This window comes from Pseudomonas sp. 102515 (assembly GCF_031085165.1).
In the GTDB taxonomy this organism is placed as follows: Bacteria; Pseudomonadota; Gammaproteobacteria; order Pseudomonadales; family Pseudomonadaceae; genus Chryseomonas.
Map to the genome: position 1 here is coordinate 356,699 of NZ_JAVHTY010000001.1, position 17,925 is coordinate 374,623.

Here is a 17,925-nt window from a genome sequence, read left to right on the forward strand (position 1 = left end):
CTCAGGCTTCATCCATATCCATCAGGAGCTGTTCGAGGGCTTCACGGTAGTCGCCTGGCTCCTGCCAGAGGCCGCGTTGCTGGGCTTCCAGCAGGCGCTCGGTCATGTCGCGTAGGGCCTCGGGGTTGTGGCGTTCGACGAAGTCGCGGGTATCGGCATCGAGCAGATAGGCATCGGCCAGCTGCCGGTACTGGTGATCCTCGACCAACTCGGTGGTGGCGCCGAAACCGAACAGATAGTCCACGGTGGCGGCCATTTCGAAGGCGCCCTTGTAGCCGTGGCGCTTCATGCCGGCGATCCACTTGGGATTGGCCGCCCGGGAGCGCACGACGCGGCCCAGTTCTTCCTTGAGGGTACGGATCCTCGGCAGGTCGGCCTGGGCATGGTCGCCGAAGTAGCTGGCGCGCCGCTGGCCGCTCAGGGTCTCGGCGGCGGCCAGCATGCCGCCCTGGAACTGGTAGTAGTCGTTGGAATCGAGCAGGTCGTGCTCACGGTTGTCCTGGTTCTGCAGTACGGCCTGCAGGTGCCCCAGGCGGCGCGAGAAGTCCTCCCGGGCGGCCGTGCCGTCATCCTCGGCCCCATAGGCATAGCCACCCCAGTTGAGATAGGCCGTGGCCAGATCGCTACGCTTCTGCCACTGGCGCTCCTCCACCGCGACCTGGACACCGGCCCCATAGGCACCGGGCTGGGCGCCGAAGATGCGCCAGCCGGCCTGACGCCGAGCGAGGTCAGCATCGGTACCGGCCGCTTCCAGGGCAGCGCGCTCGCGGCGTACCTGGGCCGCCAGCGGATTGAGGTCGTCCGGCTCGTCCAGTGCAGCGACCGCCTGGGCGGCGGCATCGAACAGCCGTACCAGACCGCCGAAGGCGTCGCGGAAGAAACCGGAGATGCGCAGGGTGACATCCACCCGTGGCCGATCCAGCAGCGACAGCGGCAGGATCTCGAAGTCTTCCACACGGGCACTGCCGGTCTGCCATACCGGACGCACGCCAAGCAGGGCCATGGCCTGGGCGATATCGTCGCCGCCGGTCCTCATTGTCGCGGTGCCCCAGACCGAGAGGCCCAGTTGGCGCAGGTGATCGCCCTCCTCCTGCAGATGACGCTCCAGCAGCAGGTTGGCCGACTGCCAGCCGAGGCGCCAGGCCGTCATGCTCGGCAGATTACGCACATCCACGGAAAAGAAGTTGCGCCCGGTGGGCAGAACGTCCAGTCGACCGCGGCTGGGCGCTCCGCTGGGTCCGGCGGGGACGAAGCGCCCGTCGAGGGCCGCCAGCAGGCCATCGATCTCGGCGGGGCCGCAGCTGTCCAAGGCCGGCGCCACCTGGGCCGCCAGGTGCTCCAGCACCGGGCGGGTGGCAGGCAGCTCGTCCAACGCCAACGGCAGGGGCTCGGCATCGACCGTCGCGGCCACCAGGGCCAATGCCAGGAGCTCCAACCGCTCCCGGGTATCGCCCAGGGTGCGCCAGGGTTCGCTCGACAGCCCCTCCAGGCACGCCGGACGCGGTCCCTGCCAGGCCTCGCCGAGGTCGGAGGCCAGGGGATCGAACCCCAGCTGCAGGTCCTTGGCCAGCACTCGCAGCAGGCTGGCATTGGCGCCCTGGGCATCGCCCCGGGGAATGCGCAGCAGGGCCACCAGGGTATCGCGACGCAGCTGGCCGGTCGGGGATTCACCGAACACGTGCAGGCCGTCGCGGATCTGGGACTCCTTGAGGTCGCAGAGATAGGCGTCCAGCTGCGGCAGCCAGCTGTCCGGATCGTCGGTAATGACCAGCCCCAGTTCGCGATCCAGGGCGGTTTCGCGGACCAGCTGCAGGATCTCGCCGCGCAATTCGGTGGCGCGTCGGAGGTCCAGCAGGCTGGCGTCATAGTATTCGTCGGCCAGGCGTTCCAGGTCGCGCAGCGGCCCGTAGTTCTCCGCGCGGGTCAGCGGCGGCATCAGGTGGTCGATGATCACCGCCTGGGTGCGCCGCTTGGCCTGGGCACCCTCGCCTGGATCGTTGACGATGAAGGGATAGACGTTGGGCAGCGGCCCGAGAATGGCGTCCGGCCAACACTCCGCCGACAGCCCGACGCCCTTGCCCGGCAGCCACTCCAGATTGCCGTGCTTGCCCAGATGCACCACCGCCTGTGCAGCATAGGCCTCGCGCAGCCAGAAATAGAAGGCCAGGTAGCCATGGGGCGGCACCAGCGAAGGATCGTGGTAGACCGCCGCCGGATCGACGTCGTAGCCACGCGCCGGCTGGATGCCGACGAAGGTCAGGCCGAAGCGCACCCCGGCCACCATGAGCCGACCCCGGCGGTGCATGGGATCGGTCTCGGGCCCGCCCCAGCGCTCGGTCACCGCCTGCTGCAGACGCTCCGGCAATTGGGCGAACAGCGCCTGGTAATCCGGTAGCGCCAGACTCTGCAGCGCCGGGCGCAGATCGCGCAGGACGCTGTCATTGGTCACGCCACCGAGCAGGCGCTCGATCAGGGCGGTACCGCTCTCGGGTAGATTGGCCACCGGATAGCCGGCCGTCTGCAGCGCCTGCAGCACCCTGAGGGCCGCCGCTGGAGTGTCCAGGCCCACGCCATTGCCGATGCGGCCATCGCGGGTGGGATAGTTGGCCAGGATCAGGGCGATGCGCTTGTCCGCCGCCGGACGCCGCGCCAGTTCGACCCAGTTGCGCGCCAGGCGGGCGACGAAGGTCATGCGCTCCTCGTCGGCCTGGTAGTTGACCACATCGCTCTGGCTGCGCTCGCAGCGCCAGGCCAGGCCCTTGAAACTGATCGGGCGGGTGATGATGCGCCCGTCCAATTCCGGCAAGGCGATGTGCATGGCCAGGTCACGGGCGCCCAGCCCCTGAGAATTTTCTTGCCAGCGTTCGCGATTGTCCTGGGCGCAGATGGCCTGGAGTACCGGTACCGGCCGGCGGAACGGCGCCAGATTCGGTCGTTCCGGACTGGATTGGGCGAAACCGGTGGTATTGAGGATCAGCGCCGTGGCGGTCTCGGCCAGGAGCCGTTCCACCTCCTCCAGGCAGGCCGACTCCTTGAGACTGGCCACGGCGATGGGCAGTGGATTCAGGCCCTGGGCTTCCAGCTGTTGGCAAAAGCTATCGACGAAGGCGGTGTTGGCCGACTGCAGGTGGGTGCGATAGAACAGCAGCGCCACTGTAGGCCAGTCCGGCCGCCAGCGCTGACGCCAGCCATCCAGGCCCAGGGCGTCTGGGTGATAGACGGCCACCCGTGGCAATTCCCGTGGCGCCTCGTAGGTGTACTGGGCATCCAGGCATTCGCTGGCCAGGCAATGCAGGAAATCCCGGGCATTGGCCAAGCCGCCCTGGCGCAGATAGCGCCATAGCCGTTCGGCCAGCTCGGGCGCCACCGTACCCAGCGCCATCAGCTCGGGGTCGGGCCGATCGCAACCCGGTACCGCGATCAGGGTCAGCCCCTGCGCGGCCAACTCGGTCAGCCGCTCCATGCCATAGCGCCAGTAACCCTGGCCGCCATGCAGGGAGATGAACACCACCCGCGCCTGGCTCAGCACCTCCTCGACATAGAGATCCACCGAGGCGTGGTTCTGCAGCTGCATGGGATTGGCCAGGCGCAGGCTCGGATAGCCGTCGTCCAGGCTACGGGTCGCCTCGGCCAGCAGCGCCAGGTGCGAATCACCACTGCAGAGCACGACGATCTCGCCAGGCGTCTGCGCCAGGTGGGCGATGCCGTCGTCCGGGACGAAACCGCCCGGCTGGGTACGCAGTAGATGCATCCGGGGTCAGGCCACCGCGGCGCGCAACTGGGCGGTGATGGCCGCCTGGTCCAGCGCCTGACCGATCAGCACCAGCTGGGTGCTGCGGGTCTCATCGGTCTTCCAGGCGCGATCGAAGTGTTTGTCGAAGCGGGTGCCCACGCCCTGAACCAGCAGCCGCAGCGGCTTGCCGGCGATGGCGGCGAAGCCCTTCACCCGCAGCACGCCATGGCCCCTGACCACCTCGGTCAGGGCCGCCAGCAGGGTCGCTTCCGCCACCTCGGGCAACTCGACGCCAAAGGAGTCGAATTCGTCGTGGTCATGGTCTTCATGACCTTCAAGGTCATGGTGGGTCGGACGGCTGTCGATATGGGCCTCGGACTCGGCCTGCAGGCCCAGCAGCACCGACAGGGGCAGCACGCCGCGACTGGCTTCCACCACCTTGACCGCCGGCGGCAGCTCTTCGCTCACCTCGGCACGCACCCGGGCCAGGGCCTCGGCATCCAGGCCATCGGCCTTGTTGAGGATCACCAGATCGGCACTGGCGAGCTGGTCTTCGAACAACTCGTGCAGCGGCGATTCATGGTCGAGGTTGGGGTCCTGGCGACGCTGGGCATCCACCTGCTCCGGATGGGCGGCGAAGGTACCGGCAGCCACCGCCGGGCTGTCGACCACGGTGATCACCGCATCCACGGTGCAGGCGGTGCGGATCTCCGGCCACTGGAAGGCCTGCACCAGGGGCTTGGGCAGGGCCAGGCCGCTGGTCTCGATGAGGATGTGGTCGATGTCGCCGCGCCGCGCCACCAGCTCCTTCATCACCGGAAAGAATTCTTCCTGCACGGTGCAGCACAGGCAGCCGTTGGCCAGTTCGAAGACGCGGCCCTGGGCTTCTTCCTCGGTGCAGCCGATGCTGCACTGGCGGAGGATCTCACCGTCGATGCCTAGCTCGCCGAACTCGTTGACGATCACCGCGATGCGCCGGCCTTCGGCGTGGTCGAGCATGTGCCGCAGCAGGGTGGTCTTGCCGGAACCGAGGAAGCCGGTAACGATGGTGACGGGAGTCTTGGCCAGGGTTTTCATGGGCTGCCCTTAGAGAAAAAGCGAAGATAGACGGGCAGGCATGCCGGACGCCCGCGTGACGGCGAGGCCCTGGTGGCAGCCCGGATCACCCCGCCCGGTTGCGTGTTCGAAGCGTGACGAGGCAGGTCTCCTGGCTCGCGGCGCCTGGCTCCGGCCTTCCCGCGCGAGCAGTGGCCTGGTGGAGAGGCGGAAGATGCCGCTTACAGTTGCGGGGGCAGCCGCGGTATCGCACCGCGTTCCCTTTCAAGCTCTTGCCGACAAGAGCACCTCGGAACGCGACAGGCTACGAGCGCCTTGTCGGGGTGTCAATCAGCCAGGCTTGACCGGCGGACGAGGCGCGTGGTCTGCTCGCTGCGCCCGCCAAGAGCGAGCCACCGCCAGCCTTCCTCCGCCCCAAGACCCGCCATGATCGCCACCCCGCGCGTCCTCACTCCCTTGTGCCAGACCACCACTCCGGCCTGGCACCCGGCCGCTAGCCGGCTCGCCCTTCGCCCGCCGTCCTGTTCAGGGCCTGGACTGGACGGCAGGGATGCGTTGCGCCGCAAGGACATGCAAGGTTGATGGCCTTGGTCCTGGGCCTCGGCTGCCGGCAGGGCTGTTCGCTGGACGAACTCGCCCAACTGGCGCTCGCGGTCTTGCAGGAAGCCCGGTGCGATCGCACCGCGCTGACCGCGCTGGCGACCGTTGCCGGTCGACTCGAGGAACGCGGGTTGCGCGCCCTCGCCCAGCACTGGCAGCTGCCTCTGCACGGCTTCACCGCCGAGCGTCTGGCGCAAGAGCGCGGCATAACTGCAGCCAGCGATCTGGTATCGCAGCACACTGGCAGCCCCAGCGTTGCCGAAGCCGCGGCCCTGGCCGCGGCGGGTGAAGGTGCCCGATTGCTGGTGAGCAAGCGCAAGAGCGCGGCTGCGACGGCAGCCTTGGCTTATGCCTGGGCGACCTCTTCCCCGTCAGCGCCGCTGACGCGGGCGCGGACGTGAATGGGGCTGAAGGGCTCGTTCTGCACCAGTTCCACCAGGGATTCCTTGACCAGCTCGAGGATGGCCATGAAGGTCACCACCACGCCGAGCCGGCCTTCATCCAGGGTGAACAGCGCCACGAAGGGCATGAAGGCGCCCTCCCTGAGGCGCTCCAGCACCTGGCTCATGCGCTCACGGGTGGACAGCACCTCGCGGCTCACCTGGTGGCTCTCGAACAGATCGGCGCGGCGCAGGACCTCGCCCATCGCCAGCAGCAACTCGCCCAGGTCCACTTCCGGCAACAGCTTGCGCGCCCGCGCGTCCGGCGCCGGCAAGGTCGGCACCACGAAGTCGCGGCCCTCCCGCGGCAGGTCATCGAGATCCTCGGCGGCCTTCTTGAAGCGCTCGTATTCCTGCAGGCGCCGGATCAATTCGGCGCGGGGATCCTCTTCCTCGGCTTCCAGGCCTTCGGCGCGCGGCAACAGCATGCGCGACTTGATCTCCGCCAGCATGGCGGCCATCAGCAGGTACTCGGCGGCCAGTTCCAGCTGCACCGCCTTCATCAGCTCGACATAGCTCATGTACTGCCGGGTAATCTCGGCGACCGGGATGTCGAGGATGTTGATGTTCTGCTTGCGGATCAGATAGAGCAGCAGGTCGAGCGGCCCCTCGAAGGCTTCGAGAAAGACCTCCAGGGCATCCGGCGGGATATAGAGGTCCTGGGGCAGTTCGGTGAAGGCCTCGCCATAGACCAGCGCCAGGCGCAGCTGCTCGGGTTCGAACAGCTGAGGGTCCAGGGCTTCGCTCATGCTTCGATCATGAAGGGCGTCGGATCGCCGGCACCGACCCGGATCACTTCCGGTTCATCATCGGCCAGGCTGATCACGGTGGACGGCTGCAAGCCACCCGGACCGCCTTCGATCACCAGGTCGACGAAATGCTCGAGACGCTCACGGATCTCCCAGGCATCGCCCAGGGCCTCGTCATCCCCCGGCAGGATCAGGCTCACGCTCATCAAGGGCTCGCCCAGCGCCTCCAGCAGCGCCAGGGTGATGGGATGCTGGGGCACCCGCACGCCGATGGTGCGCCGCTTGGGATGCAGCAGCATGCGCGGCACCTCGCGGGTGGCGTTGAGAATGAAGGTATAGGGTCCGGGCGTGTAGGCCTTGAGCAGGCGGAAGGCGCTGGTATCCACCTTGGCATAGATGCCCAGCTCGGAAAGATCGCAGCACACCAGGGTGAAGTTGTGCTTGTCGTCGAGCTGGCGGATGCGGCGGATACGCTCCACCGCGCTTTTCTCGCCGATACGGCAGCCCAGCGCATAGGACGAATCGGTGGGATAGGCGATGACACCGCCGGACTGGATGATTTCCACGGCCTGACGAATCAGCCGCGGCTGGGGATTCTGCGGATGAATTTCGATGAACTGGCTCATTGGGGTTCCCGGATCTGAGGGTATAGCGGTTGACTGAAGCGCGCCCAGAGGGGCGGCAGATCTTCGGGCAACGGACGGTACATACCCAGCTCCGACCAATCGGCCGGCGCATGGAAATCGCTGCCCGCACTGACCATCAGACCGAATTCCCGCGCCAGAATTGCCAAGGCGCCCACCTGCTCCGCCGGCTGCACGCCGTTGACCACCTCGATGGCATGGCCGCCGTCACTGACGAATTCGCCGATCAGCTTGCGCAGCTTGGTGCGGGTGAAACCATAGGCCAATGGGTGAGCCAGGCTGATCCAGGCCTTGGCGCCCTTGAGCGTCGCCAGCGTCTCGGCCAGGGTCGGCCAGTGCTGCTTGACGTCGCCGAGCTTGCCGCCGCCGAGCCACTTGCGAAAGGCCTCGCCGCGGTCCGCGACATAGCCGGCCTGCACCAGATATTCGGCGAAATGCGGCCGGGCCGGCGCATTGCGACTGTCGCCCAAGGCCAGTTGCACCGCGCGTGCCCCTTCCAGGGTGCCGGGCATGCCCTTGGCCGCCAGCCGCCGGTCGATTTCCCGGGCGCGTTCCCAGCGACCTTCGTGCAAGGCTTCCAGGGCGGCATTCAGCTCTGGCGCGTCAGGGGCGAAATTGTAGCCCAGCACATGCAGCGTGGCCCCGCCCCAGGTACAGGACATCTCGATGCCGGGGAGCAGGCGCAGACCCAGGCCGTCCGCGCATTCCAGGGCTTCCGCGTAGCCGTCCAGGGTGTCGTGATCGGTGATGGCCAGCAGCTGCACCCCGCGCTCATGGGCTCGTCTGACCACCTCGGCGGGCGCGAAGGCGCCGTCCGACGCGGTGGTATGACAGTGCAGGTCGATACGCATGGCTTTCTCCTCCGGCTTCATCAGGTATTATGCCGCGATGCACTGCTATCGGCTGCGTTAATGAAACAATTCATCGATTTCATCCCCCTGCTCCTGTTCTTCCTGGTCTACAAGCTCGATCCGCGTCCGCTGGAATTCGCCGGGCATGCCTTCACCCTGGGCGGCATCTTCAGTGCCACCGCGGTCCTGATCATCGCGTCCCTGGTGGTCTATGGCGCGATCTTCGCGACCCAGCGCCGGCTGGAAAAGAGCCAGTGGCTGACGCTGATCGCCTGCCTGGTGTTTGGCGGCATGACGCTGGCATTCCATAGCGAGACCTTCCTGAAATGGAAGGCGCCGGTAGTGAACTGGCTCTTCGCCGTGGCCTTTCTGGGCAGCCAGTTCATCGGCGACAAGCCGCTGATTCAGCGCATGCTGGGCCACGCGGTGCGCCTGCCGGCACCGATCTGGACGCGGCTGAACATCGCCTGGATCATCTTCTTCATCGTCTGCGGCTGCGCGAATCTCTACGTGGCCTTCACCTACGAAAGCTTCTGGGTCGACTTCAAGGTCTTCGGCAGTCTGGCGATGACCCTGGTGTTCATGCTCGGCCAGGGCCTCTATCTGGCGCGCCATCTGCAACCCATGGATGAACCGCGAGACTGATCCCATGAGTCAGATACTGCTGATCGATGACGACCAGGAGCTGTGCGAGCTGCTCGGCGCCTGGCTGAAACAGGAAGGCTTCGAGGTCACGGCCTGTCATGCCGGTAGCGATGCCCGGGTCCAACTGCGCGAGGCCACGCCGGACGTGGTGGTGCTGGACGTGATGCTGCCCGACGGCAGCGGCCTGGAACTGCTCAAGCAGCTGCGCAGCGATCATCCGCAGCTGCCCGTGCTGATGCTGTCGGGACGGGGCGAACCACTGGACCGGATCCTCGGCCTGGAGCTGGGCGCCGACGACTACCTGGCCAAGCCTTGCGATCCGCGCGAACTCACAGCACGGCTGAGAGCCATCCTCAGACGCAGCCATCCGGCCCAACCCGCGGCCCGCCTGCAGCTGGGCGATCTGTCGCTGAGTCTGGCACGAGGCGTCGCCAACATCGGCGAAACCGAGATCACCCTGACCCTCACCGAGAGCCGCATCCTCGAAGCCCTGCTGCGCCAGCCGGGCGAACCCCTGGAAAAGCAGGCCCTGGCCCAGGTGGCGCTTGGGCGCAAGCTGACGCTCTACGATCGCAGCCTGGACATGCACGTCAGCAATCTGCGACGCAAGCTCGGCAGTCATGCCGACGGTCGTCCGCGCATCCTCGCCCTGCGCGGCCGCGGCTACTACTACAGCGTCTAGCCTACCGCGCAGCCTTTACCCCCTCTTTACGCCCGCTGACCGCCACTGACTCCCCCGCTCCTAGACTGGGCTCATCCGGTATTGCACCGGTCATCCCAAGGAGATTTCCCGATGCGCAAACTCATGCCCGCCGTGCTGTTCGCCGCCCTGTTGCCGACCCTGACCCTGGCCGCGGCCCAGGACAGCGCCGACATCACCCCGCCGCCCCATGGCAAGCTGATGGACGGTGGCCCGCGTAGCGATGGTCCCCTGCGCGGCCTCAAGCTGACGCCCGACCAACGCGAGCAGGTCGGCAAGCTGAGGGGCGAGGAACGCCAGCAGCAGCGCGAGATCGTCAAGAGCTATCTCGACAAGCTGCCCGAGGATCAGCGCAAGGCCTTGCACGATCAGCTGGATGGCAATCGCGACAAGACCCGTCAGTCCATTCGTGCCCTGCTCAAGCCCGATCAGCAGAAGCGCTTCGACGAAATGGAAAAGAAGCGCGAGGATCGCGCCAAGGAGTGGGCTGAATTCCAGCAGTGGAAGCAGGACCACAAGTCCTCGTAATCTCCGTTCGCTGCGCCGACGGTCCTCGGCGCAGCGTCTCAACGGGAAGCTGCCCAAAGTCTCGCGAGCTAGAGACAAACAAGGCGAAAATGCCTGAGGAAGCGGAGTTTACGAGTGGTAAATGAGCATTCCGGCGGGGCTGGCCTTCCAGGGCATCTTCAACGCCGTTTGGCCGACGCGCAGCAGACGTTGAGCAGCTTCTAAGGCGACCGCATGGTTTTCCGTTCCCTCTTCTGGCGCATCTTCGCCACCTTCTGGCTGGCCATCCTCTCCGCGGTCGGCCTGACCATGCTGCTCGGCCACCTGGCCGACCAGGATTCCTGGATACTCGCGCAGCATCCCGGCTTGCGCGACCTTCCCGAACAGTGGGTGCAACGCTATGAAAACGACGGTCCCGCCGCCGCCCAAGGCCTGCTCGAACAGCGCAAGGGCCGCTACGGCATCGATGTGCTGGTGCTGGGCGAAAACGGCTCGCCCCTGGTGCGCGGCACCCTGCCACCGCGCCTCTTCGACCAGGATCTCGACCAGCCACAGCGTCAGCAGCGCCCCGGCCCCGGCGCCCGCGATCCCAATCGGCCGCTGCCCTGGCGACGCCTGACCGACGAATACACCAGCCCGAGCGGCCAGAACTACCTGTTCATCTACCACCTGCCCACGCCCGAACTGGGTGCCTGGCGCCGGCAGAGCCTGTTCTGGCCGGTCGGCATGCTGGCCATCGCCACCGTGGTGCTGACCCTGTTCAGCCTGCTGCTGACCCTGAGCCTGACCCGCCCGCTCAATCATCTGCGCCGCGCCGTCCACGACCTTGGCCAGACCGCCTACCAGCAGGACACCCTGGCCCGCCTCGCTCGGCGCAAGGACGAACTGGGCGTGCTGGCCGAAGACTTCAATCGCATGGGCGCCCATCTGCAGCGCCTGATCGACAGCCAGCGCCAACTGCTGCGCGACGTGTCCCATGAATTGCGTTCACCGCTGGCGCGGCTGCGCATTGCCCTGGCGCTGGCCGAACGCTCTGATCCCCGTGACCTGGGCAACATGTGGCCGCGGCTCACCCTGGAATGCGATCGTCTGGAAACCCTGATCGGCGAGATCCTCGCCCTCGCCCGCCAGGAAGCGGACCCGGGTCCACCCGAGCAGCTGGAATTGCATCCACTGCTGGAAGGCCTGATGGAGGATGCCCAGCTCAGCGCGCCCCAGCAGCGGGTGGAGCTCGACGTTCCCGCCACCCTCCGGCTGGACGGCTGGCCCGATGTACTGGAACGTGCCCTGGACAATCTCCTGCGCAATGCGCTGCGCTTCAATCCGCCTGCCCGGCCGATCGTCATCTCGGCGACCGCCGCGGCAGGCGAGGTGCGCATCCAGGTGCGTGACCATGGCCCCGGCGTCAAGGCCGATGACCTGCCGCGCCTGGGTGAGCCCTTCTTCCGCTCGGATCAACAGCACGCCACTGGCTACGGCCTCGGCCTGGCCATCGCCCGCCGCGCGGTGGAGCGCCATGGGGGCGAGCTGCACCTGAGCAATCACCCGGACGGCGGCTTTCTCGCCACCGTCACCCTGCCGCTCAGACCGGTCCTGGCCAATGGCTGACCTGCGCACTCAGATCACGCGGCGCCGGGACGCGCGGCGCTACCTCCGGCGTGCCCAGGTAGATGTAGCCCACCACCTGTTCGTTCTCGGCCAGCCCCAGCCCCTGCAGGACCCAGGGGTCGTAGCTGAACTCACCGGAGCGCCAGACCGCCCCCAGCCCCAGGGCAAAGGCCGCGTTGACCAGGCCGTGGGCGACGCAACCAGCGGTGATGATCTGCTCCTGGACGGGCACCTTGGGGTGTTCCTGGAGTGTGGCGACGACGGTGATGACCAGGGGCGCCCGCAGCGGCATGCGCCGAGCCTTGTCCAGGGCCGCCGCATCCGCGTCGGGCTCGCGGCGGCGCAGGGCGTCGGCATAGAGCTCGCCAAGTGCGCTGCGGCCCTCGCCGGCCACCAGGATCAGCCGCCAGGGGCGCAGCAGCTTGTGGTCAGGCGCCCGGTCCGCGGCGCGCAGCAGGGTCTCGAGTTGCTCGGGGGTCGGACCCGGTTCGGTCAGGCGACCGACCGAGGCGCGATTGCAAAGGGCTGCGAGGGCATCCATAGCGTCTCTCCTGTAAAGATGCCGCAGTGTAACCCAGGGATGACCGCCGAATTTGGCTGTCACAGCAGCGGAATGGCCGACAATCTTGGCCGCTGCCAGGGCGGTCGGCTAAGATCGCCAATGCAAGAAAACCCGGCCGCTTTCATCGTCGCGAACGGAGTTATCCCGACCTCTCGCCTTTTTCGAAACGGACCCGACAGATGAAGTTTGCGCTCAACCGGTTCCTCGCTGCGTCCGGTGACAGCCTGGGCGTCTACTACGCCCGGGTATTCGCCTATCTGATCGCCGCCGCCAGCGTCACCGCGGGTTACTACGTCCAGGCCGACGCCGTGGGCCTCTGGCTGATCCCCTACGCCCTGCTCTATCCGCACGTGGCCCAGACCCTGAGCCTCAAGCTCCGGCGCGACCGCGGCGCCCAGACCGATGTCCTGCTCGCCGCCGTGGACGCCATCCATGTGGGCATGGCCGCGGTGGTGTTGCGCTTCCCGCTGATGCCCACCCTGATGCTGCTGTTCATGCTCGGCTACACCAGCATGCTGCGTGGTGGTCCGCGTCTGCTCGGTCTCTGCCTGCTGTTCGCCACCAGTGCCGCGGCGCTGGGCAGTGCCACCTTCTTCCAGGGCGTCGACCTCACCAGCCCGCTGTTGGTGGCGGTCACCAGCGTGGTGGGCACCATGCTGCACCTCTGGGGCACCGGCTATTTCCTGCACCGGCAGCGCAAGCGCCTCATCCAGATCAACGACGACCTCAAGCGCGAACAGGAAAAGTCGGCGATCCTGGCGCACAACCTGGCCAAGTACCTTTCGCCCCAGGTCTGGGAATCCATCTTCACCGGCAAGCAGCACATCGCCCTGGGCACCCAGCGCAAGAAGCTCACGGTGTTCTTCTCCGACATCAAGGGCTTCACCGAGCTGTCCGAAGAACTCGAGGCCGAAGCCCTCACCGACATGCTCAACAACTACCTCAACGAGATGTCGAAGATCGCCGTGAAGTACGGTGGCACCATCGACAAGTTCGTCGGTGACTGCGTGATGGTGTTCTTCGGCGACGCCAACAGCCAGGGCGCCAAGAAGGATGCCGTGGCCGCGGTCTCCATGGCCATCGCCATGCGCAAGCACATGAAGGTCCTGCGCCAGCAGTGGCGCAGCCAGGGCATCAACAAGCCGCTGGAGATCCGTATGGGCCTGAACACCGGTTATTGCACGGTCGGCAACTTCGGTTCCAGCACGCGCATGGACTACACCATCATCGGTCGCGAAGTGAACCTGGCCAGCCGCCTGGAAAACGCCGCCGATGCCGGCGAGATCCTGATCAGCCACGAGACCTACTCGCTGGTCAAGGAAACCATCATGTGCCGCGACAAGAGCTGGATCACCGTTAAGGGCTTCAGCAAGCCGGTGCAGATCTACCAGGTGGTGGACTTCCGCCGCGACCTGGGCGCCTCCCCCAGCTACGTCGAGCACGAGCTGCCGGGCTTCTCCATGTACCTGGACACCAACAACATCCAGAACTACGACAAGGAGCGGGTCATCCAGGCGCTGCAGCTGGCGGCGGAAAAGCTGAAGGACAAGGTGATCCTCTAGTCGCCCGCCTTTGCTGCAGGCAGAAAAAAGCCCCGGATATCCGGGGCTTTTTCATGTGACCGCGGGGATCAATCCTCGCGATAGCGACGCAGGCGCAGGGCCTTGCCGGCTACGCGGGTGTCCTTGAGCTTGGTCAGCAGACGCTCCAGGCCGTCTTCGGGCAGCTCCACCAGGCTGAAGGAGTCACGGATCTGGATACGGCCGATGGCCTCGCGATCCATGCCACCCTCATTGATGATGGCACCCAGCAGGTTCTTGGCGGCAACGCCGTCACGGGCGCCCAGGGCGGTGCGGCAACGCACGCGGCCTTCCGGCAGCGGCTGCATCGGGCGACGCTCGCCACGATCCGGACGCTCGCCGCGCTCAGGGCGGTCGCCCCGCTCGCTGCGCTCGCCACGGGGACGCTCGCTACGACCGGCGCCGGGGGTCAGCGGCTGCTCGCGACGTACCGATTCGATGTCCAGGGCGCGGCCGCTGGTCAGCTTGGCCAGCAGGGCCGCCGCCAGGGTCGAAGGATCGCACTGCAGACGCTCGCACAGCTCTTGACGCAGGGCACCATGGGTGGCGTCGGCGTCGGCCAGCAGCGAACCCACGCCATCGGCCAGGCGGGAGATACGGGCTTCCAGCACGGCTTCGGCGTCGGGCAGGCGGATCTCGCCAACACGCTGACCGGTGACACGCTCGATCACCTGCAGCATGCGCCGCTCGCGCGGGGTGACCAGCAGCAGCGCGCGGCCTTCACGACCGGCACGACCGGTACGACCGATACGGTGCACATAGGACTCGGGATCGTAGGGCATGTCCACGTTGAGCACGTGGGTGATGCGCGCCACGTCCAGACCGCGGGCGGCGACGTCGGTGGCGACCACGATGTCCAGCGAACCGTCCTTGAGGGACTCGATGGTCTTCTCGCGCTGGGCCTGGGGCATGTCGCCGTTCAGGGCGCTGACGCGATAGCCCTGGCGCTCGAGCAGCTCGGCCAGGTCCAGGGTCGCCTGCTTGGTCCGCACGAAGGCGATCAGGGCGTCGAAATTCTCCACTTCCAGCAGGCGCAGGACCGAGGCCGGCTTCTGGTCGGCATGGACCATCAGATGCGCCTGCTCGATGCGGGCGACGGTCTGGGTCTTGGCCGCGATGCGGACGTGTTGCGGCTCTTTCAGGTGGCGCTCGGCAATGGCGCGGATCGACGGCGGCAGGGTCGCCGAGAACAGCACGGTCTGGCGGGTTTCCGGCATGGCTTCGAAGATGAATTCGAGGTCGTCCATGAAGCCCAGCTTGAGCATCTCGTCGGCTTCGTCGAGCACCAGGCGCTGGACGGTGGCCAGCAGGTTGTCGTCACGGCGCAGGTGGTCGCACAGGCGGCCGGGGGTGGCGACCAGTACCTGGGCACCCATGCGCAGGGACTTCAGCTGCGGACCCATGGGCGCGCCGCCGTAGAGAGCCACGACTTTGACGCCGGGCATCTCGGTGGAATAGGTTTCGCAGGCGGTAGCGACCTGCAGGGCCAGTTCACGGGTAGGAACCAGCACCAGAATCTGGGGTTCACGACGGGACGGGTCGAGCTGCGAGAGCAGCGGCAGAGCGAAGGCTGCGGTCTTGCCCGTACCGGTCTGCGCCTGGCCGATCATGTCGTGGCCGGCGAGGATCACCGGAATGGACTGCGACTGGATCGGCGACGGCTCTTCGTAGCCGACGGCCTTGATGGCGGCGAGGATGGCGGGATTGAGATTGAGCGCAGCGAAATTGCTGATGTCCTGGGTCATTGTCTTGCCTCGTGTGCTTCGCAAAGACCCCAAAGCCAAGAGCTGCGCTTATCCGAATGACCGAAGTCGCCCAGGCAGCCAAGGTGTGAGCTTTTTGCGAAATAGCGGATGAAAGGGGGTGAAGCGTCTAGGATTGTTCGCCGTCGGGCGAACGCACGACCGGCGTGGCCATGGCGGCGGACCGGGAGAATGCAGTTCCTGAACGGAAGGTCAAAAAGACCGGGGCGAATAATACCCGAACCCTGGACATTTCTCCAGAGAACCTTGGTCTACTTTTGTAGTCAGGTTGCCGCACGCAGGTTGTCCAGATGGGACTCCAGATCGAAGCCGATCCGCAGGCTCAATTCGCGAACGCGCTGCCGCGTGCCAGCCTCGTCCAGCTCCTGTTCCAGGCTCGCCGGTACCAGCAGGATCACGTTGCCCTCCACCACCGGGCACTCCCAGTAATGATGGCGGAACAGCCCGCGCAGCAGCGCGGCGCCCAGTGGCTTGCCGTCGGTGGCGCTCCACTGGTTGATCATCAGCCAGCCGCCCGGATTGAGCTTGGCCTGGCAGTTTTCCAGAAAGCGCCAGGCCAGATGCGCACTGGAGGGGCCGACATCGGTATAGAGGTCGACGAAGATCAGATCGGCAGGCGCCGCGCTGTCGAGCAGGTCCAGGGCATCGCCGATGCGGATCGCCAGCCGCGGATCCTCACCCAGGCCAAGATGCAGGCGGGCCAGGCGCGGCACCGCGGGGCGCAGCTCCAGCGCTTCCACCGCCTCCAGGGGCAGCCACTTGAGGCAGGCCTGGGTCAGGGTGCCGGCGCCCAGCCCGAGAAAGAGTGCCCGCCGTGGCTGCGGATGGCAGAGCGCACCCAGCAGCATGGCGCGGTTGTAGTCGTATTCCAGCCAGGCGGGGTCCTGGGTGAAGACGCAGCTCTGCTCCACCTCCTCGCCGAACTCCAGGAAGCGATAGGGCCCCACCTCGACCACCCGGATCCGGCCATGGTCATCGACGACCTCTTCCAGCAACACTTCCGTCTCGACCATCACCACCCTCCTCTATAGCCGCCCATGGTAGCCGCGATGGGCACTGTCTATCGAGCGTCGCGCCCGTCATCGGTTAGTATGGAAGGCTTCGTCGCACCACTCAGAGAGAATCATGTCCGCGCCCTGGAGCCCCACCAGCTGGAGAAGCCTGCCCATCCAGCAGCAGCCCGAATACCCCGATCAAGCCCGTCTCGCCGATGTCGAGCGCACCCTGGCCGGCTATCCGCCCCTGGTGTTTGCCGGCGAAGCCCGCGAATTGCGCCGGCAGTTCGCCGAGGTGACCCAGGGTCGGGCCTTCCTGCTGCAGGGCGGTGATTGCGCGGAAAGCTTCTTCGAATTCTCCGCCGGCAAGATCCGCGACACCTTCAAGGTGCTCCTGCAGATGGCGGTGGTCATGACCTTCGCCGCGGGCTGCCCGGTGGTCAAGGTCGGCCGCATGGCCGGCCAGTTCGCCAAGCCGCGCTCGTCCGGCGATGAAGTCCAGGACGGCGTCTCCCTGCCGGCCTACCGCGGCGACATCGTCAACGGCATCGACTTCACCGAAGGCAGCCGCATCCCGGATCCGCAGCGGCTGATCCAGGCCTACAACCAGTCCACCGCGACCCTCAACCTGCTACGCGCCTTCGCCCAGGGCGGTTTCGCCGACCTGCACCAGGTGCATCGCTGGAACCTGGACTTCATCGCTAACTCGGCCCTGGCCGACCGCTACCACCAGTTGGCGGATCGCATCGACGAGACCCTGGCCTTCATGCGCGCCTGCGGCCTGGACACCGCGCCCCAGGTCAAGGAGACCAACTTCTTCACCGCCCACGAGGCACTGCTGCTCAACTACGAAGAAGCCTTCGTCCGCCGCGACAGCCTGACCGGTGACTGGTACGACTGCTCCGCGCACATGCTCTGGATCGGCGATCGCACCCGCCAGCCCGATGGTGCCCATGTGGAATTCCTGCGCGGCGTGAACAACCCCATCGGCGTCAAGGTCGGTCCGTCCACCACCAGCGAAGACCTGATCCGCCTGATCGACACCCTCAACCCCGAGAACGATCCGGGCCGCCTCAATCTCATCGTGCGCATGGGCGTGGGCAAGGTCGGCGATCACCTGCCGCGGCTGATCCAGACCGTGGAGCGTGAAGGCCGCCAGGTGCTGTGGAGTTCCGACCCCATGCACGGCAACACCATCAAGGCCTCCACCGGCTACAAGACCCGGGATTTCGCCAGCGTGCTGGGCGAGGTCAAGGAGTTCTTCGGCGTGCACCAGGCCGAGGGCACCTACGCGGGCGGCATCCACATCGAGATGACCGGCCAGAACGTCACCGAGTGCATCGGCGGCGCCCGCCCGGTCACCGAAGACGCCCTGTCCGATCGCTACCACACCCACTGCGACCCGCGCCTGAACGCCGACCAGTCCCTGGAACTGGCCTTCATGATCGCCGAGACGCTCAAGGGCATCCGCCGCTAGGCAGAGGGCGCGGCG

General features: G+C 66.6%; 15 protein-coding genes and 1 riboswitch. Of the genes, 7 read left to right on the top strand and 8 right to left on the bottom strand.

All coding sequences use genetic code 11. The features are described from left to right. Position 1: 1 nt before the first annotated feature. On the bottom strand, positions 2-3,751 hold the full coding sequence (cobN, locus tag RCF34_RS01630) for a cobaltochelatase subunit CobN (RefSeq protein ID WP_308706597.1): 3,750 nt from the start codon (positions 3,749-3,751) through the stop codon (positions 2-4). A 6-nt stretch (positions 3,752-3,757) separates the two neighbouring features. Continuing rightward, complete coding sequence (gene cobW, locus RCF34_RS01635) at positions 3,758-4,810, bottom strand: cobalamin biosynthesis protein CobW (RefSeq protein ID WP_308706598.1); 1,053 nt, start codon at positions 4,808-4,810, stop codon at positions 3,758-3,760. Between the two features lie 102 nt (positions 4,811-4,912). Next, positions 4,913-5,096, bottom strand: a riboswitch (cobalamin riboswitch). Positions 5,097-5,370: 274 nt separating this feature from the next. Between cobW and RCF34_RS01640 the strand changes: the two genes are divergently transcribed. Beyond that, a complete protein-coding gene (locus RCF34_RS01640) occupies positions 5,371-5,790 on the top strand; it encodes a cobalamin biosynthesis protein (protein WP_308706599.1) in 420 nt (139 codons plus the stop codon). On the opposite strand, the gene RCF34_RS01645 is transcribed toward RCF34_RS01640, so the two are convergent. The 3 genes from RCF34_RS01645 to RCF34_RS01655 all read right to left on the bottom strand — a co-directional run bounded on the left by RCF34_RS01645 (position 5,736) and on the right by RCF34_RS01655 (position 8,073). Further along, on the bottom strand, positions 5,736-6,464 hold the full coding sequence (locus RCF34_RS01645) for a ScpA family protein (RefSeq protein ID WP_308707505.1): 729 nt from the start codon (positions 6,462-6,464) through the stop codon (positions 5,736-5,738). The two genes, RCF34_RS01640 and RCF34_RS01645, sit on opposite strands and share 55 nt — an antisense overlap. A 110-nt stretch (positions 6,465-6,574) precedes the next feature. Continuing rightward, complete coding sequence (locus RCF34_RS01650) at positions 6,575-7,204, bottom strand: L-threonylcarbamoyladenylate synthase (RefSeq protein WP_027599504.1); 630 nt, start codon at positions 7,202-7,204, stop codon at positions 6,575-6,577. Further along, the gene (locus tag RCF34_RS01655) at positions 7,201-8,073 is read right to left on the bottom strand and encodes a PHP domain-containing protein (RefSeq protein ID WP_308706600.1); all 873 of its coding nucleotides are present in this window, start codon (positions 8,071-8,073) and stop codon (positions 7,201-7,203) included. The genes RCF34_RS01650 and RCF34_RS01655 overlap by 4 nt, the downstream gene beginning before the upstream one ends. 60 nt (positions 8,074-8,133) lie before the next feature. Between RCF34_RS01655 and RCF34_RS01660 the strand changes: the two genes are divergently transcribed. From RCF34_RS01660 to RCF34_RS01675, 4 genes are all read left to right on the top strand, one after another. Continuing rightward, complete coding sequence (locus tag RCF34_RS01660; RefSeq protein ID WP_183629893.1) at positions 8,134-8,718, top strand: septation protein A; 585 nt, start codon at positions 8,134-8,136, stop codon at positions 8,716-8,718. 4 nt (positions 8,719-8,722) lie between these two features. Beyond that, entirely contained in the window at positions 8,723-9,400 is a 678-nt protein-coding gene (locus RCF34_RS01665) for a response regulator transcription factor (protein WP_308706601.1), read from the top strand. A gap of 111 nt (positions 9,401-9,511) precedes the next feature. Continuing rightward, positions 9,512-9,946: an LTXXQ domain protein gene (locus RCF34_RS01670; RefSeq protein WP_308706602.1), complete on the top strand. Its 435-nt coding sequence runs from the start codon at positions 9,512-9,514 to the stop codon at positions 9,944-9,946. Positions 9,947-10,159: 213 nt separating this feature from the next. After that, the gene (locus RCF34_RS01675; RefSeq protein ID WP_308706603.1) at positions 10,160-11,533 is read left to right on the top strand and encodes a HAMP domain-containing sensor histidine kinase; all 1,374 of its coding nucleotides are present in this window, start codon (positions 10,160-10,162) and stop codon (positions 11,531-11,533) included. Here the strand turns inward: RCF34_RS01675 and RCF34_RS01680 are convergent. Further along, a complete protein-coding gene (locus RCF34_RS01680) occupies positions 11,508-12,074 on the bottom strand; it encodes a nitroreductase family protein (RefSeq protein WP_308706604.1) in 567 nt (188 codons plus the stop codon). The genes RCF34_RS01675 and RCF34_RS01680 overlap by 26 nt on opposite strands. 200 nt (positions 12,075-12,274) lie before the next feature. Between RCF34_RS01680 and RCF34_RS01685 the strand changes: the two genes are divergently transcribed. Further along, positions 12,275-13,657, top strand: coding sequence for an adenylate/guanylate cyclase domain-containing protein (locus RCF34_RS01685; RefSeq protein ID WP_308706605.1), 1,383 nt, complete (start codon positions 12,275-12,277; stop codon positions 13,655-13,657). Positions 13,658-13,725: 68 nt separating this feature from the next. Here the strand turns inward: RCF34_RS01685 and RCF34_RS01690 are convergent, their stop codons facing one another. Both RCF34_RS01690 and RCF34_RS01695 read right to left on the bottom strand, forming a co-directional pair. Then, a complete protein-coding gene (locus tag RCF34_RS01690; protein ID WP_308706606.1) occupies positions 13,726-15,420 on the bottom strand; it encodes a DEAD/DEAH box helicase in 1,695 nt (564 codons plus the stop codon). Positions 15,421-15,701: 281 nt separating this feature from the next. Then, complete coding sequence (locus RCF34_RS01695; RefSeq protein ID WP_308706607.1) at positions 15,702-16,451, bottom strand: spermidine synthase; 750 nt, start codon at positions 16,449-16,451, stop codon at positions 15,702-15,704. Positions 16,452-16,563: 112 nt separating this feature from the next. On the opposite strand from RCF34_RS01695, the gene RCF34_RS01700 reads away from it, so the two are divergent. Then, positions 16,564-17,910, top strand: a complete 1,347-nt coding sequence (locus RCF34_RS01700) for a class II 3-deoxy-7-phosphoheptulonate synthase (protein WP_144958803.1) — start codon at positions 16,564-16,566, stop codon at positions 17,908-17,910. The last annotated feature ends 15 nt before the right edge of the window (positions 17,911-17,925 follow it).

Coding starts and splice junctions, on each gene's coding strand:
- cobN (WP_308706597.1), bottom strand. CDS start 3,751: ATGCATCTACTGCGTACCCAGCCGGGCGGTTTCGTCCCGGACGACGGC.
- cobW (WP_308706598.1), bottom strand. CDS start 4,810: ATGAAAACCCTGGCCAAGACTCCCGTCACCATCGTTACCGGCTTCCTC.
- RCF34_RS01640 (WP_308706599.1), top strand. CDS start 5,371: ATGGCCTTGGTCCTGGGCCTCGGCTGCCGGCAGGGCTGTTCGCTGGAC.
- RCF34_RS01650 (WP_027599504.1), bottom strand. CDS start 7,204: ATGAGCCAGTTCATCGAAATTCATCCGCAGAATCCCCAGCCGCGGCTG.
- RCF34_RS01655 (WP_308706600.1), bottom strand. CDS start 8,073: ATGCGTATCGACCTGCACTGTCATACCACCGCGTCGGACGGCGCCTTC.
- RCF34_RS01660 (WP_183629893.1), top strand. CDS start 8,134: ATGAAACAATTCATCGATTTCATCCCCCTGCTCCTGTTCTTCCTGGTC.
- RCF34_RS01665 (WP_308706601.1), top strand. CDS start 8,723: ATGAGTCAGATACTGCTGATCGATGACGACCAGGAGCTGTGCGAGCTG.
- RCF34_RS01670 (WP_308706602.1), top strand. CDS start 9,512: ATGCGCAAACTCATGCCCGCCGTGCTGTTCGCCGCCCTGTTGCCGACC.
- RCF34_RS01675 (WP_308706603.1), top strand. CDS start 10,160: ATGGTTTTCCGTTCCCTCTTCTGGCGCATCTTCGCCACCTTCTGGCTG.
- RCF34_RS01680 (WP_308706604.1), bottom strand. CDS start 12,074: ATGGATGCCCTCGCAGCCCTTTGCAATCGCGCCTCGGTCGGTCGCCTG.
- RCF34_RS01685 (WP_308706605.1), top strand. CDS start 12,275: ATGAAGTTTGCGCTCAACCGGTTCCTCGCTGCGTCCGGTGACAGCCTG.
- RCF34_RS01690 (WP_308706606.1), bottom strand. CDS start 15,420: ATGACCCAGGACATCAGCAATTTCGCTGCGCTCAATCTCAATCCCGCC.
- RCF34_RS01695 (WP_308706607.1), bottom strand. CDS start 16,451: ATGGTCGAGACGGAAGTGTTGCTGGAAGAGGTCGTCGATGACCATGGC.
- RCF34_RS01700 (WP_144958803.1), top strand. CDS start 16,564: ATGTCCGCGCCCTGGAGCCCCACCAGCTGGAGAAGCCTGCCCATCCAG.